This window comes from Martelella sp. AD-3, from assembly GCF_001578105.1.
Lineage (GTDB): Bacteria > Pseudomonadota > Alphaproteobacteria > Rhizobiales > Rhizobiaceae > Martelella.
This window is the reverse complement of sequence record NZ_CP014275.1, coordinates 1,646,588-1,660,664: the sequence shown is the minus strand read 5'-3', so window position 1 is coordinate 1,660,664 and position 14,077 is coordinate 1,646,588. Positions and strand designations below refer to the sequence as shown.

The window sequence follows — 14,077 nt, the reverse complement described above, 5'->3', positions numbered from 1 at the left end:
TCCTGTTTGTTTCAGGGATGACGGATTGGCTTAGTCGAGCCTGCGCACGAAGAGTGCGGCACCCTTGCGGCGGAAGGACTGCTCGACGCTTGTCGCATCATGCCCGGCGCCGAGGTTTAGCTTTGCGGCATCGACGGCCGCGCCAAAATAGGCCTGCGCCTCGACATCGCCACCTGAGGCATCGACATCGAAGGCGAGAACGCATGCGGGTTCTTCCGAGCCGTCATCGGCGGCGGCGAGCGACAGCACGTGCTTGCTGTTCGCGGTGATCTCGCCCAGCACCGCGCCGCGCTTCAGATCCTGGCCGCTGGCGATGGTGACGGTGCGGGTGACGACCGGAACGTCGCCGACGATCAGGTCATTGGGGGCAAAGCTTGCCGTTTCCATGGTCTCACTCTCCGGTATTGCGGCGGCCATGCCGCGCATTGATGGCACCGCCGACAGCTGCCAGCAGCGATTTGCGTTCAGACTGCGCAGAAGGTGCGCCGCCGGCCCCGAGCTTCGGGGTCTTGCCGGCCATACGACCGGCAAGGCGATTGCCGCCCGTGGCCGCCGATGGCGTCGAGGCATTCAGGATCGCGCTCGCCTCTTTCGCCGAATAGGCGGTCGAGAACGCCAGATGCCCGGCAAGCTCGGCATTGGCCGAGGCCTTCGGATGCGTCAGGATCGCCTGGATGCGGGAGCGTTCATCGGTGCGGGCCGAGGCATTCGCCGAGACCGGCTTTTCATCATCGCGCTCGGGATCGTCGCCGGGCGCGCCCTCGCCTGCAGCCTCCTCTTCGGGATCCTCGGTCTCGGCTTCGGGATCCTTCTTCTCGTTCTCGAGCTCTTCTTCCAGGTTTTCCTTTTCCGGATCGTCCTCCATCCGGTTTCCGGCCCTGCCGCCGCGCATGGCGGCGAGCACGCTTGCGGACAGGCCGCGCGTGACATTCGACATATCGATTATCCTTGGTCGTTGAGGGTTCAGGCCGCACGGCCCAGTTCAGCCCCGAAGGCAGCAAGCACCTGCGAGGGACGCGCCACGGCATCGGCAAGTCCTGCCGATACCGCCTTTGCGCCGCGATAGACGCCCGCCTCCGTGGCAAGCGCCTGGTCTTTCGAAAGCCGCCCGGCACGATACCGGGCAACCGTCTCGGCAAATTCGACGCGCAGCTCTTCCAGCTCGGAAAGCTCGCGCGCCAGCACATCCTCGGGGATGGCCTCATAGGGGTTGAGATCGGCCTTGCGGGCGCCGGCCTTCAGGATGGTGACGTTCAGCCCTTCCTTCTTCAGCCAGCCGCTGACATCGACATGAACCGAGACGACGCCGATCGAGCCGCAAAGCCCGGTCGATGGCAGGACGATCTGACGGGCCGCCGAGGCCAGAAGATAGCCGGCCGAACAGGCGTGATCCGTCAGCACCGCAATCGTCGGCTTGACCTGCGAGAGTTCGAAGATCTTTTCCGCGCAATCGAAGGCGCCCGTCACCTCGCCGCCGAAACTGTCGACCTCGATGACGACGGCCCGGATACTGTCATCCGCCCGGCAGTCATCGGCCAGAATGCCGATCCCCTCATAGGAGGTCATGCCGCAGAATTTGCCGATCCAGCGTCCCTTGTTGACCAGCGAGCCCTCGATCTCGATCAGGCCGATGCCATCCATCGGGCGATCGACACCGCGATAGGACTTCTCGCCCCAGTCATTGACATCTGTCCTGATCTTCTCGCCGATCAGGCCCATCTGCCCCGCATCCCCGTCCGGCAGGCCGAGGACGCGCGGGGCAAAGGCCCGGGCGATCGTGTCGGCCTTGGCCGGTTGCAGCATCAGCGGCGTGTTGAACATGCGGCTGGCGATTTCTGGATAGTTCATCTTGGCTGCCTTGCGATCTGTGGAATGCCGAGCGGATGACGCCGTGCGGAACGGGTATCGCTCCGGCCATTGACGCCCTCCTCGATTTCCGTGTCCTGGTCGGCATCATCCAATGACGGACCGCCACTGTGGCCGGTCATGCCGCTTTCCATTTCCGCCGGATGCTTCAGGCCGAGGCTGCGATAATAACGGGCCTCGCGGGCCAGCTGGTCGGCATCCATCTTCCAGTCGCGACCCTGTTCGGCCGATTCCTGCTGCAGCGTCGTCAGTTTCCGATCAAGACGTTCTCCGGCGGCCTGCGCTTCCCTGAGCGGATCGATCCAGCCACGGCCCGGGCCGATCCAGTCGGCGTGACACCAGGCGGCCGGGTTGTCCTCAAAGGTAACAGCACCTGCCGGCAGTTCGATAAGCCCCTTGTCAAAGACTTCCTCCAGCCAGGCCCGATAGATCGGCGCCATGAACTGGGCGGCAAAACTGCTTTTCTTGGCGGTGAACCCGCGCCAGATTTCCAGAAGTGCGGCCCGGGCCGAGGAATAGTTCACCTGGCTCCAGTCCATGGTGAGCTGCTCGTAGGTGAGCCCCACGGCCGAGGCGATCTTTCTCAACGCCGCATTGACGAACACCTCGAAGTTCGCATTCGGATGTTCCGGTTTGGTCAGATTGGCCTTTTCGCCGGGAAGCAGCGTATTGACCCGGACACCCGGCAGGCTGATAGGGGCAGCGCCATAATAGGCCTTCTGGGCTTCCGACATCTCGCCATAAATCCTGCCCAGCGCCCCTTCGCCGCCATCGGCATCGAGCGCTGCCATCATCTCCTCGGGATCAAACGGGGTTTCGATGAAGGCGGCCATGATCGCATTCAGCATCGCCGCCTGACTTTCAAAATCCTCGTAATCCGTCGATTGCTTGATGGAGCGCATGATCGGCGCCCAGTCGGAAGCCCCCCGCGTCATGCCCGGCCGTTTCGGATCGAAGGCATGAACCACCACCGGACGGCCCCATTCGGTCGACCGGAACACATATTCCCAGGACCAGAGCTTGGTGTTGCCGGCATAGACATCGCCGGGATGACTTCGGCGGAAGTGATAGCCGACCGGCGCGCCATAACCGTCAATGGCAACGCCGTCCCGCAGATACTCGCTGTCGAGCATGCCCTTCGGGTTCGAACACCGGGCCGGATCGATCATATGCACCGCCGTGGAAAACAACGGCGCATCCTCCTGCCAGACGATGACACCGAAAGCCTCCCCCTCCGGTCCGAAGCGATTGCGCGCGGCAAGGCCGAGGATGCCGGCCATGTTCTTCGTCCGCTCGGCGTCGCACCACATGTCGACGTCCTGGGTGTAATCCCGCCAGAGCCCCTCGATCTGCGTTGCGATTGCCTCGGCCTGGTCGAAGGTGAGGCCTAGCGTCGTGTGGTTCGGCCGGGCCGCGAGCTTCCAGCCCGCGCCGATGATGTTGTCGACAAGCCGCGACGTGCCGGCCGCACCCCATCCGTCATTGCGGGCGACATCATTGAGGCGATCGACCAGCGTCGAACGCGAAACAGAAAGCGCCGACTGACCCGAATAATTGCCGGCTTTCCAGCCGGCAAAGCTCGGGTGATCATAGGATGCGCCCTGATAGGCTGCCCGCGTCACGGCCTCGCCCGACACGGTCGCGGCCATTTGCCGGTTGCGGGCAGCCTGCAAGCGGGCGGCATTGCGCACATCGGCGGCAAGCGGCCGGCTATCCGGTCCGAGAATTTCCACTGTCATCCGAAGATCACTCCCCGCCCGCGCGGCCGCGATGACCGGCGAACGCCCAGCTTCGTTTCGAGATCGCGGATATAGGCGCGCAACGAGGACCGATCGGCGCCGCCGTAAGTCACGCTCTCGCCGTCATAGGACAATGTCACCGCGCTCTGGCCGATCTCCAGCCTATGAAGCGCAAGCTTCGCCTCGCCGAGCCGGGTTTCCAGCGTCAGCCGTTCGTCTGTCGAAAGCATGATGTCCCGTCCTGTTTTAACCCGACCGGGTGCGTTGTGCGGCCCGCTCGGCCCGGCGCATGGCGGCAGCAACGCGGTCGGAAACCGGTGAAGTGGCCGGCTTTTCGTTTGGCGTCTTGCCCGCATCGCCGACCGCTTTGACGGCAACAGCGAGGTTGCCGATCAGGTCCTCGAGATCGCCCTGTTCTTCCGGCTCCTGCCGGGCAAGATCTTCCGCCCGTGCATCCCATTCCTCATCCGTCCAGTAAGGCACGTTGAGCCGGATCGCGGCAGCGCGCGACTGATTGAGCATGTCGAGCACTTCGTTGCGCTGCCCGTCTGGCAGTTTCCAAACCCAGCGCGGATAGCCGTTGCGGTCCTTTTCCTTGATCCTCGCCTCGGACGTTGCCTGCTGATAAAAGGCATCGCCGAGGCCCACGGCAAAGCTGATGAAGCCCGGCTGTTCCGGGTCATCCTTCCGGAAGTCACGATAGAGCCCCATCTTCATCACCGAGGCGTTGAAGTTGAAGAACCGCGTCGACCATTTCTGTTTCTTCGGCCGGCCGCGCTTGTCGTATTCGCGGACCTGGCTGAGCAAGGGTGCAGCATCGCGATTGTCACCGCGCACCATGATCACCTTGGAGCGCGGATGGCGCCGGGCCCAGAACCAGACATCCTCGGTATAGGCATTGCCGTCGATCGCGACCCGGTCGACATCGCGCATCCGCCCGTTCTCGTCCGGCCAGCGCTTGGCAATCAGCCGGTCAAGCGCCTCCATGACCTGATGTTCCGAGATATGGCCCGAATGCTCGCGATAGCCCGGCAGGTGGCTGCCCGCCCGGCTGTCAATCACGCCATAATCGATGACCGCGCTCATTTTGTTGCGGCCCCAGCCGCGAAGCAGCCATTCGACACGATCGCCCTGGACGTCGATGCCGATCGTCAGCGCCAGCATGTCACCGGGAACCACGCCGCGCCGGAAGCCGGTTTCCTCGGCCCGGTCGCGCAGGTCCTCCCAGGCAATCGCCTTGTTGTCGGCCTCATAGGCAAGCCCGAGCGTATCGTTGAAGAACACCTGCTCGGCGCCGGCGCCCTTTTCCTTGTCGTCGGCGCCGCCCGACTGGACCTTCAGCCAGGCCCGGGCAATCGCCTCCCAGCTTTCAAGCGGCGAATACGGCACCCAGATATGAAACGAGCGATGATAACGCGCCCGCTCCGGATATTTGGCCACCCAGTCGGCGCCATTTGCCGGGTCGACCATCCACTGGCGATGATGCTCGTGGATCTCGCAGCCGCAATGAACGCAAACGAAGTGGGCCTGTTCTGGATGCTGCGGATCGATGTGATCGCGCATGTTCTCCCATTCGAGCGGCTGCAGCTCATGGCAGTGCGGGCACGGCACATGATAGCGTTCCTGCGTGCCGGCCAGATAATTGGCCGTGATCCGGCATCCCGGCGCGATCAGCGGCGTCGAGATCTTGAAGACCTTGCGGTTGAAGAAGGCCTTCGACCGGCTGTCGGCCTGACTTTCGGGATCGCCCGCCTCGTTATAGACCCATTTGGCCAGGTCATCCTGCACCTGGGCGCGCGGCGAGATCATCGAAAGACCGGCCGCCGAATTGGCGCCGGCCGCCTGTACAGCACCCCGCCCGTCGACCCGTTCCTTGTAGAGGATCGAATTGCCGCCATCGCGACCGGCTTCTGGGAACAGCGCGCGGACCGACACGGTCTCGCGCAGGAGCGGCATCAGCTTGGTCTTCGACCAGCGCGAGGCGTTTTCCTCTGTCGGATGGACATAGAGGAAATCGCAGGGGTCGAGATCGAGCGTGCCGAGCAGAAAGATGTTTGCCAGCACCGTACCGCCGACCTGGGCGGACTTCGAAAGCGTCACGATCGAGCACGGATCATCCGGCGACAGCGCCCGCAGGATCTCGGAGAAAAACGGGAACATGTCTTCCCGATACGGTCCCGGAAAGGCCGAGATGCGCTCGGAGAACACGATATTGCTCTTCGCCCAGCCAAGATAGTCGACCGGCGGCGGCGGTTCGCAGGCACTTGCAAGCGCGTCGAACTTCAGCCGCTCCGGATTGAACAGCATGGTCATTCGGCACCCGCCTCTTCCTCGATCATCTCAGGCGTCTGGTCGCGATCGCGGCGAAAGGCTTCCGCCGCCTTCACCCGGATCTCGCGCCACTTGCGGGTCAGCGCCTTCTGGATATCGCGCTGGGGCAGGTTGAAGGCTTCGGCAACGGCCGTTGCCAGATCCGGCAGTCCCTGCTCCATCACCTTGAAGGCTTCAGACGAAGCCCGGCCGATCTCGCGGCGCACATCCTCGGTGCGGGTATAAATCCCGGCTTCCGCCTTTTCCTGCCGCTCCATCTGGGCGGTCTTGTATCGCTGTTGCTGCAGGCGCTCGCGGGCGAGCTGTTCGGCAAGGTCTTCCTCGTCCTCCTCGGTTGCAGGCGAGCGCAGCGGCAACTCCGCCGCCGCGCTCGCCCGGCGCTCGGCACGCGGGAAATCAGCCTGTTTCTTGCATGTTGCTGTAGGGGCTTTTCCGTTGGCGCCGTATCCTTGGGAGGGATCGATGGTGAGACCGAGCTGGCCGATGGCGACGTCGGGGCGAATGCGGGCAAACCGCCCCTCACCCTCGATCGCCCTGCCATGGATTTGACCGGCACTCAGATATTGCGAGACACGGCCCGCGGATACCGAGATCAGGGCCGCGAACTCGGCCTTGCTCATGCTGTCCGGCATGGTTTCCATGGTGGCTAAACTCACCTCTGATTTTAATTTAGGCTTGGACTTTAGGCTTCTGTTTCGGGCTCAGACTGACGAACCCGCGCGGTGCCAAATACCCGCGTGGCAAAGGGCCCCGGGAAGGACCCGTCGCGATTTGGAATGACGTTGAGGTCAGGTCTTCGGGAAGACCTTCTTGAAAGCCCGGCGGAATGTCCGGTCCTTCTTCTGCCGCACCAGATCGGCGACAATCTCGTTGAGCTTCAGCCGCTCCGAATAGGACGTCATCCGCACGAACAGGATGACCGGATAGAACTCCCGCTCCGTCCGCCCCGAGAACCAGACGCCCGGGAACAGGTCCGACCGCCCTTCCGGCACGAAGAACTGGTTCGGCTTTGCCCGGCGCTTGCGCCGTTTCGAACCGCTTGCAACCCGGGTCGACCCTGCCCCGCGATAGTCGATCCGAAGATCCCGCATCACGCGGTTCAAGAACCCTTGCGTCATGTTGCCGTAGCGGTCGAGCGGTGTCCGGTCCGCCGGCACGGCCACCTGATTGCGGGCCATCAGCCCCCGACCGATGAGCTGTTCCTCGAACGACTTGTGCCGCCGCATGCCGCCATGGATTTCCGGGCCAAGATAGGCCGCCGCCGGCAGCCCGCCCTTGCGCCCCGATCCGCCAACCACAACAGCCGACACCGGATTGCGCTCGCTCGCCTTGTCATAGACGATCCCGCGAATGGCCCGTGCTGTCGGCCGGTCGAACACGACCTTCATCTTCGCCCGCACATCCCGCATGCCGTCATAGGCCAGCCAGTTCAGCGCCAGCGCTTCCGCCTTCGGCAGGTCACGGCGCTGCGCAGACGTCAGCTTCGCCTCGAAGCGCGTCAGGTCGATGTCGATATGGGCGGAGAGCATCGGCGAAATTCCCTTTTGCCCTAACGCAAAAAGGCGGACCGCTTTCGCGATCCGCCTCCTGCCGACTGAAACACACCCGTCCGCTTTTCATCGATAATATCGCATCGCGTGCACATAAGTAAATATGCAACTAAAGTATACGACTATGCGTACAAAATTCTCTATTCGAATGGGGAGAAGACATAGCTTACGCACTGGCCCTCAATCGCATCTGCCGATCGGCTATCGTGAGGGCGGGGTTCGGGCGCGAGAGCGAAGGTCACTGAGAACCGAATCAACCAATGCATCTATAAAATTCATAACTTTTCAAGAATTGCAAGAGGTAAATTCACGGGCGTTTTCTGACCGAACATGTCCACCTCGACCACCACGTCGCCCTTGCCCTTGCTGTTGGGGGTGATCACTTCGGCCTCAAGCCCCGCGAACATACCCTCGCCGATGCGCACCCGCTCTCCGGCAACGACCACGATCTTCGAGACCCGCTCCCAGTCGAACCGGCCATCGCCGGCTTTCTGCATGATCCGGACAACCCGGTCGTTTTCCAGCGCAAACGGGCTGAGCCACCCGCCGAGCATCCCGCGCACATGCTCGAAGCCCAGCAGCGCATTGACCGCCGTCTCCGACAAGGAGAACCGAACCAGCACATAGCCGGCCATCAGTGGAATATCCTGCGGCGGCAGAACCTTGTGCCGGCGTCGCCGCTTCGGCCCTTTTCGCGTCGGAGACAGCGCCTCGGCGCCACACTCCGTCAGCGCATCGCAAACGGCCTGTTCCCGCCCGGTCATCACCTGCAAAACATACCACGGCGCGTCCTTCGCTGCCTCTTCGGCCAGCGCCGCTCGGCCGGAGAGGCGGATCAACCGAAGCCGATCCTCGAATTTCAGGCCATAGGCCAGATCGACCGAGGTTCCGATCTTCCGATATTCCGTCATTGCGCCGCCTCCACCTGTTTCGCCCTGTCCAGTTTGTCGAAAAATGCAGTCAGCGCTTCGCCCGGCGTTCCGGCCCCAAGAGGCGGAAAGTAAACCCATTCCACCCGCCCCATCTCCGGCAGAAACGGCCAGCCGCGCGCCACATGCTCAGCCTCCCATGCCGCCCACTGATCGCTGCCGACCCGTACCGCCTCGAAGTCAGCGCCAAGCAGCGCGATTTCGCCGGAAACCCGCATGCCCTTGCCGGGAAAGCGGACGGCCTGATCGTTCATGGCGTTGACGGACGTCCAGCCCATCTTGGCCATCCGTTCGCGCCAAAGCGCCTTGCGGTCTGCCCGGCCTTCGGCGATCTCCAGCTCCTGAAACCGCGTCAGTGCCGGCAGCCGGGCGCATGGTTCGCCAAGCCGGGCAAAGCGTTCCGCCATCCAGGCCTTGCCGAAGGTCGCGGCAATCACCGAACCGCCCGCGCCTTCCAGACTCTCCGGCACTGCCGTCCAGCGCTTTTCGCGCAGATAGGTGCTGGCCGCGAACTTCACCGTGCGGCCGTTCATCGCCTCGAATGCCAGAAACCCCGGCAGCATGGCGTCGGCAGCCTGTCGTTCTTCCGGTTGGAGCGTCTGCCATTCGGCAAATGCCCGTTCGTCGCTATCGTCGCCGAAGGTTGGCCATTGCCGGTAGAACTTCAGGAAGGCCCGGCGCACGGCCTTGCGGTTTTCAGCCTCAGTCATCCTCGTGTTCCTCCACCTTCCGCGCTTCGGTCGCAGTGCCGATCATCTCCCGCACGGCTCTTGCCCTTCGACGGCGGCGCTCGCGTTCTTCCGGGGACAGCTTCCGGCGCGCCCGTTCCGCCTCCCGCTCTTTCGCCGCTTCCGCCTGTTCGTGCTCGATCCGCAGCAAATCGCGGTCATGCTTCGCCGCCGCATCGACAAGCGCTGAAAGCTCGGCAGGCTTGGGCAGAAACGACTGGAATTTCGGATAGCGGCCGAGCCGCAGGTTCTCGAACACCCGGCGAAGCGCGCCGATTGGCTTGCCCCGCATCGCTTCGGCATAGAACTGCCCGGCTTTGTCTGCGTTGACGCTGTCGGGAATCGCAAAGCCACGGTCCATCAGCGCATCGAGCATGATATCGGACTGCCGTTCGTTTGCCGGCTCAAGAGCCTTGCGCAACCTTCCAATCTCCCCGGCTGATGTCGATAATTTTACGATCTTCGCTGCCATCGTCCTGTCCCATCCGTTTGCGCAAACTGTCCCGAGCGCGCTGATTGTGATCCCTGATTTCGTCGCCGCGTGTGGGCTTGGCCGGCGATGCCCGGGGCGCGCCCTGCTGTCGTTCCTGCATCCATGCCGGCTCAAAGCCCTGCCAGCCGCGACCGATCATGGTTTCCGCCGCAGCGTCAGGATCCGGCATCAGCGCAAACCGCCGTGCGAGCAGTTCGGCAGCCCGGACGGTCAGGTTTTTGCGCAGTGCTTTGCGATGTTCGATAACGGCATCGGCAACCTCCGGCGACAGCACGTCGCAGAGAACCGAATTGGCCGATTTCTTTTGTGTTCCTTTAGGAACACTTTCTTTCTTAACTCTGGCTTCTGGCTTACGCATTGCATCCGCATTGCGGTCGCTATGCGGTCGCATCGAACCGCCATTGTTTTTATTCGCTTTTTCCCAGCGATTTTTCGCAGCCCCTTTTGCCTGCTCCGAACTTTTTTCGCGAAATTGAAATTCTTTTTCCACGCGGCGGTTCCAGAGCCCGCCTCCGGAGCGGATGATTTTGCCGTCATCGAGGAACACATCGAGGTATTGGGAAAACACCTTTTTCGTGCAGCCACACTGCCGCGCCAGCCGCTCGTGGTTCTCGGTCAGCGGTTCGCCCCGCTCATACATCAGCGCCAGCAGCGTGAAGTAAACGCCCATCTCAGCCGCCTTCATGCCGCGCGTGGCAGAAAGCCAGTCAGACATGTAAAAGCGGACATACGGCATCTCGCTCATGGCAAGGCCTCCATCATGCGTTTGGTCATCCCGTCGCCCTCCGGTGCGCCCGCCAGGGCGGCAGTTCCTGCAACAGCTCATAGATGCCCTCGGCAATCGCCGCGCATTTCCGCTTCTGTGGCCATGACAGTTCGCCGGCGCCATTGGCGTCCGACATGCGCCGTTGCGCCATGGCATAGGCACGGGCATCATCGGCAGATATCCGCTCATTGCCGCAACACACCGGGCAGCGGCGGCGGTCACCGGCCAGATAGCCCTGCCCTGCACAATGCGGGCAGCGAATTCGGGTAATCTTCACCGCGCTCACAGCCTGCACTCCCGAACGATCCGGTTCTGCTGAACGCCGATTTCCTCGGCACGGCGCTGCAGATCGAGCGCGGTATTGTGCAGCCGCTTGCCCTCCGCCTTGTGAGCCGCCAGCTCGGAGCGAAACTTTTCGTAGTCAGCCTTCCATTCCGAGTGCAGGCGCCGATATTCGGCAAGCTTCGGGTTTTCGTTGGCAGGCCCGAACATGAAGTCGCGCACCTCCGCGACCCAAGCGCGCGGCACGCCAAGATCCTGCGCCACGCGTTCATCCGTCCACGGCGCGATATAGCCCGCGTCGTCATAGACATCGGCAATCTTGTCAGCGACGATGCGCCGGTCCTCACGCTGCATTTCCGGCGGCGGTTCCGCCCGCTTCGCCGCCGTCGTTGCCGTTTTCGTCTTTCGTGTCGCCATCGCTTCAGTGCCTTCCTTCGTTTTCGGGTGGACGCAGGCAAACGGCCTGTCATCGTAGTCGTTGCCGCCGCAGCGGCTGCAAAAGTAAAGCCCCACACGAACGAGATATCGCAGGGGCTCGTGTCTGGCGGGCTTTGCGTTTCGCTGGTCATCTCAGCCCTCCCACTCGCATCCATGCGCCTTGCTCTCCACGGCGTGGGCAACCCGCATGAAGTTCGCGTATTTTTCGAGGATTTCGGCCGCTTCGCGCGGATCGACCTTGCCGTCGGCAACGGCCTGGATCATGGATTGCGACAGCGCGTGGAAAGCGTCCTGAAATGCTCCAATATCGGCAATGTCCAGCCCGCCGCCGGTGCTATCGGCCCCGTCATCGCGCACAAGCCGATAGCCCAGGAGACGCGCCATTTCACTGACGATGACCGGCGCGCCGGCCTCCATATCGGCTTCGACTGCAACGTCGATTGCCATCACAGTCTGGCCTTTCCGGCTGGGGTCATGGCTCCAGCACTTGGAAATCAGACTCTGTTTCACCCGCGTAGAATGTTGAAATCGCTCCGGCCCGCCGCCCTGCACGACCGAACGGCGGGAAGCCTCGCGCAGACCATCAACAGCCTTCTGCGTGAGCAAACGCTCCATCACAGCACCTCATTGTGAGAATGATTTTGGGGGAAGCATTCACGGCGCTTCTGGTTAGGACCTGCTATCGAGGCACTGTCGCCGCCAAGCACGCCCATGCCTCTGAGTTCACTGAGAAGCGCAATAGCCGAACGAATGAGAGGGAAAATCGCACACCAGAGACTGGAAGATTCCGCGCCCAAGAACGTCATTTCGCTCTCCCGGAGGCAAGGCATGCTGCCCACTCTCGTTGCAAAGTCTTCCGGGTTGCGCCGCGCTTAGGTATGCCTAGGTTCTCCCAACGGCACACCGTGGACGTGTCGACACCGAAATACTCAGCCATTTCGCTCCGAGACCAGCCTCGGCGGGCACGGAGTTCCTTTATGTCGATTTCGCAAATCATGGGACGATGGTGTGCATAACGCACTCTTCAAAGTCAAGTCGAAACGCACACCGTCGCCGTGCAATATGCACATCATGGTGTTTGATGACAGACCAGAAGAATCGAAACGGCTAGAGCAAGCCAGAATTGCCCGAGGCTTCTCCGACGCAAAGTCGGCAGCCAAGTTTTTTGGCTGGAATTACTACACCTACATTCAGCATGAAAACGGGACGCGGGGCATCACTCGCGCAGCAGAGAAGTACGCAAAGGCCTTTCGCATCAGCCCTGCTTGGCTGCTGACTGGCGAAGGCAGCAGCCCCAGACGAGGCGTCCCGCTTAAAGGAAAAGTTGGAGCGGGTGCCGAGGTGGAGGCAATTGACAATGGCGATGTCGAATATGTGGAAGTACCGAGCAATGCGCCGCTGGAAACCGTAGCCGTCAGGGTTTGCGGGGATTCCATGTTTCCCGCATACGAGGACGGGACACTGCTCTATTACTCGCGACTTCTGCCTCCAGACACCATGATCAACAAGCGGTGTATAGCCGAGCTTGGCGACGGACGCATCTTCGTAAAAATCCTCCGCCAGGGCAGCGAAGCCAATACATGGACCCTGCAGAGCCTCAATCCCAACTTCTCAGACATCCCAGATCAGCACGTCCGTTGGGCAGCTCCTATTGACTGGATAAAGCCGGTCTAGCGTCACTCACCAACACTGCTCTTGCCCTCAGCGTAGTCGTCGCTCAACCTCGTTTGGCTACCGTTATGTGCATATTGCACATTATGGCTTGACTTTAAAATGTGCATTTTGCACTCTTGCTGAAAATGGCAAGGGACGCACACCTGATGAAAATGTATCAGTCTCGGCGGCAAGAAGGCTCGGCCACCCCCAAAAAAAGCGGAACAACGGCACACTATCTGAGACGCAAACGAACCGAGGAGATGCTGCTGTGTTCGCCGCACAGACATCCGCTTACAATCGATGATTGCCTGCTGCTTCACCGGGCCAGCCTGGTAGCTGTCATCATCGGCACAATCGCCTTAGCCTTCATTACGATTTGCCAACTCGCATCTATCGAAGCAGCACTTGCTGCATTGGCGGTGTAGAACGTGATGACATCACAACACCTTGGAGCCAAAGAACGCCTTTCAGCCTACCGGGAATTAGTGCTCTCAGCTGTGCCGATAGACCAGATCTCGACCGATCACGAAGCATTGCATCTGGAGATAGACGGCGTGGATACGACCGAACCGGATATCATCAGCACCATCCCTCAAGCTTGCCCAGCGTCCAACCGTGAATTGCTGCTCAAGCATATCGAGATACCGGCCGATCTGATCCGCATGATTGACGCAGCGGCCAAGCTCGACCGAAGGCGCCGGACTGAAATCGAACGCCTGCAGATGGAACTGGAAGCGAGAGGCGGCAGGCCGGCAAAGAACTATGCCGGCGAATGCGCCATGAAATGCAGCGAGCCGGCCTTCAAGGCATTCATGGAAGCCCGACACGCCCTCGCCCGCCCGCTGACAGATGATCGCGTCGCAGCGCGAGTGCGCTCTGTCCTCGCAATTTCAAGCCGAACCGATCTGAACACAAGCAACCAAGCCGCCGCGCGCTGGCGCGAGATGGTCAAAGATTTTGAAAACTGGAGGAAACAGCGATGATCCCGGACAACACCTCCCCTCGACCGAAAACAATCTTCTTTCTGATGATCCAGTATGAGGGACGCGCAACAGTCACAGTCGAGCAAGTCTGTGAGGATTATTTTGCCCACCTCACCCCGGCAAAATTCCTCCGGAAAGTGGCGCTCGGCGATATCGAGATACCGATCACCCAGGCAGAACCTTCCCAGAAATCCCAGAAGTACGTTCATATCAACGATCTGGCCGACTACATTGATCGTCAGCACGAAATGGCACTGCGAAACCACAATATGTTGCATCGGAAATAGACCTGCGCATAAAAGACGCGCATCCGACG

At 61.5% G+C, this 14,077-nt stretch carries 20 protein-coding genes; 4 read left to right on the top strand and 16 right to left on the bottom strand.

Translation table 11 applies throughout. The annotated features are described in order from the left end of the window. Positions 1 to 30: 30 nt before the first annotated feature. The 16 genes from AZF01_RS07630 to AZF01_RS24705 form a co-directional block, all read right to left on the bottom strand. The gene (locus AZF01_RS07630; protein WP_024709056.1) at positions 31 to 387 is read right to left on the bottom strand and encodes a head decoration protein; all 357 of its coding nucleotides are present in this window, start codon (positions 385 to 387) and stop codon (positions 31 to 33) included. 4 nt (positions 388 to 391) lie between these two features. After that, on the bottom strand, positions 392 to 937 hold the full coding sequence (locus tag AZF01_RS07625; RefSeq protein ID WP_024709057.1) for a hypothetical protein: 546 nt from the start codon (positions 935 to 937) through the stop codon (positions 392 to 394). Positions 938 to 963: 26 nt separating this feature from the next. Next, positions 964 to 1,848: a S49 family peptidase gene (locus AZF01_RS07620; protein ID WP_024709058.1), complete on the bottom strand. Its 885-nt coding sequence runs from the start codon at positions 1,846 to 1,848 to the stop codon at positions 964 to 966. Further along, entirely contained in the window at positions 1,845 to 3,605 is a 1,761-nt protein-coding gene (locus tag AZF01_RS07615; RefSeq protein ID WP_024709059.1) for a phage portal protein, read from the bottom strand. Before AZF01_RS07615 ends, AZF01_RS07620 begins: the two co-directional genes overlap by 4 nt. Then, positions 3,602 to 3,835: a gpW family head-tail joining protein gene (gene gpW / locus AZF01_RS07610; RefSeq protein ID WP_152534578.1), complete on the bottom strand. Its 234-nt coding sequence runs from the start codon at positions 3,833 to 3,835 to the stop codon at positions 3,602 to 3,604. Before gpW ends, AZF01_RS07615 begins: the two co-directional genes overlap by 4 nt. Positions 3,836 to 3,851: 16 nt before the next feature. After that, positions 3,852 to 5,918: a phage terminase large subunit family protein gene (locus AZF01_RS07605; protein WP_024709061.1), complete on the bottom strand. Its 2,067-nt coding sequence runs from the start codon at positions 5,916 to 5,918 to the stop codon at positions 3,852 to 3,854. Then, positions 5,915 to 6,577: a hypothetical protein gene (locus AZF01_RS07600; RefSeq protein WP_024709062.1), complete on the bottom strand. Its 663-nt coding sequence runs from the start codon at positions 6,575 to 6,577 to the stop codon at positions 5,915 to 5,917. The genes AZF01_RS07605 and AZF01_RS07600 overlap by 4 nt, the downstream gene beginning before the upstream one ends. 147 nt (positions 6,578 to 6,724) lie before the next feature. After that, complete coding sequence (locus AZF01_RS07595) at positions 6,725 to 7,465, bottom strand: hypothetical protein (protein ID WP_024708346.1); 741 nt, start codon at positions 7,463 to 7,465, stop codon at positions 6,725 to 6,727. 296 nt (positions 7,466 to 7,761) lie between these two features. Then, on the bottom strand, positions 7,762 to 8,397 hold the full coding sequence (locus AZF01_RS07590) for a transcription termination/antitermination protein NusG (protein ID WP_024708347.1): 636 nt from the start codon (positions 8,395 to 8,397) through the stop codon (positions 7,762 to 7,764). Next, positions 8,394 to 9,125 carry a hypothetical protein gene (locus tag AZF01_RS23895; protein WP_024708348.1) on the bottom strand — a complete coding sequence of 244 codons (732 nt, stop codon included), beginning with the start codon at positions 9,123 to 9,125 and terminating at the stop codon, positions 8,394 to 8,396. Before AZF01_RS23895 ends, AZF01_RS07590 begins: the two co-directional genes overlap by 4 nt. Then, a complete protein-coding gene (locus tag AZF01_RS07580) occupies positions 9,118 to 9,564 on the bottom strand; it encodes a hypothetical protein (RefSeq protein WP_024708349.1) in 447 nt (148 codons plus the stop codon). The genes AZF01_RS23895 and AZF01_RS07580 overlap by 8 nt, the downstream gene beginning before the upstream one ends. Then, the gene (locus AZF01_RS07575; protein WP_024708350.1) at positions 9,548 to 10,381 is read right to left on the bottom strand and encodes a DUF1376 domain-containing protein; all 834 of its coding nucleotides are present in this window, start codon (positions 10,379 to 10,381) and stop codon (positions 9,548 to 9,550) included. Before AZF01_RS07575 ends, AZF01_RS07580 begins: the two co-directional genes overlap by 17 nt. A 25-nt stretch (positions 10,382 to 10,406) precedes the next feature. Further along, positions 10,407 to 10,688, bottom strand: coding sequence for a hypothetical protein (locus AZF01_RS24260; RefSeq protein ID WP_161633035.1), 282 nt, complete (start codon positions 10,686 to 10,688; stop codon positions 10,407 to 10,409). Then, positions 10,685 to 11,101, bottom strand: a complete 417-nt coding sequence (locus AZF01_RS07570; protein ID WP_152534541.1) for a hypothetical protein — start codon at positions 11,099 to 11,101, stop codon at positions 10,685 to 10,687. The genes AZF01_RS24260 and AZF01_RS07570 overlap by 4 nt, the downstream gene beginning before the upstream one ends. Positions 11,102 to 11,254: 153 nt before the next feature. Further along, entirely contained in the window at positions 11,255 to 11,569 is a 315-nt protein-coding gene (locus AZF01_RS07565) for a hypothetical protein (RefSeq protein ID WP_152534542.1), read from the bottom strand. A 355-nt stretch (positions 11,570 to 11,924) separates the two neighbouring features. Continuing rightward, positions 11,925 to 12,119, bottom strand: coding sequence for a helix-turn-helix transcriptional regulator (locus AZF01_RS24705; RefSeq protein WP_036237190.1), 195 nt, complete (start codon positions 12,117 to 12,119; stop codon positions 11,925 to 11,927). 11 nt (positions 12,120 to 12,130) lie between these two features. Between AZF01_RS24705 and AZF01_RS24255 the strand changes: the two genes are divergently transcribed. The 4 genes from AZF01_RS24255 to AZF01_RS07545 all read left to right on the top strand — a co-directional run bounded on the left by AZF01_RS24255 (position 12,131) and on the right by AZF01_RS07545 (position 14,048). Continuing rightward, a complete protein-coding gene (locus AZF01_RS24255; protein WP_024708354.1) occupies positions 12,131 to 12,796 on the top strand; it encodes an XRE family transcriptional regulator in 666 nt (221 codons plus the stop codon). A gap of 146 nt (positions 12,797 to 12,942) precedes the next feature. Continuing rightward, entirely contained in the window at positions 12,943 to 13,203 is a 261-nt protein-coding gene (locus AZF01_RS07555; RefSeq protein WP_152534543.1) for a hypothetical protein, read from the top strand. Positions 13,204 to 13,209: 6 nt separating this feature from the next. Continuing rightward, complete coding sequence (locus AZF01_RS07550; protein ID WP_152534544.1) at positions 13,210 to 13,761, top strand: hypothetical protein; 552 nt, start codon at positions 13,210 to 13,212, stop codon at positions 13,759 to 13,761. Then, positions 13,758 to 14,048, top strand: a complete 291-nt coding sequence (locus AZF01_RS07545; RefSeq protein ID WP_024708357.1) for a pyocin activator PrtN family protein — start codon at positions 13,758 to 13,760, stop codon at positions 14,046 to 14,048. The genes AZF01_RS07550 and AZF01_RS07545 overlap by 4 nt, the downstream gene beginning before the upstream one ends. Positions 14,049 to 14,077: the final 29 nt, after the last annotated feature.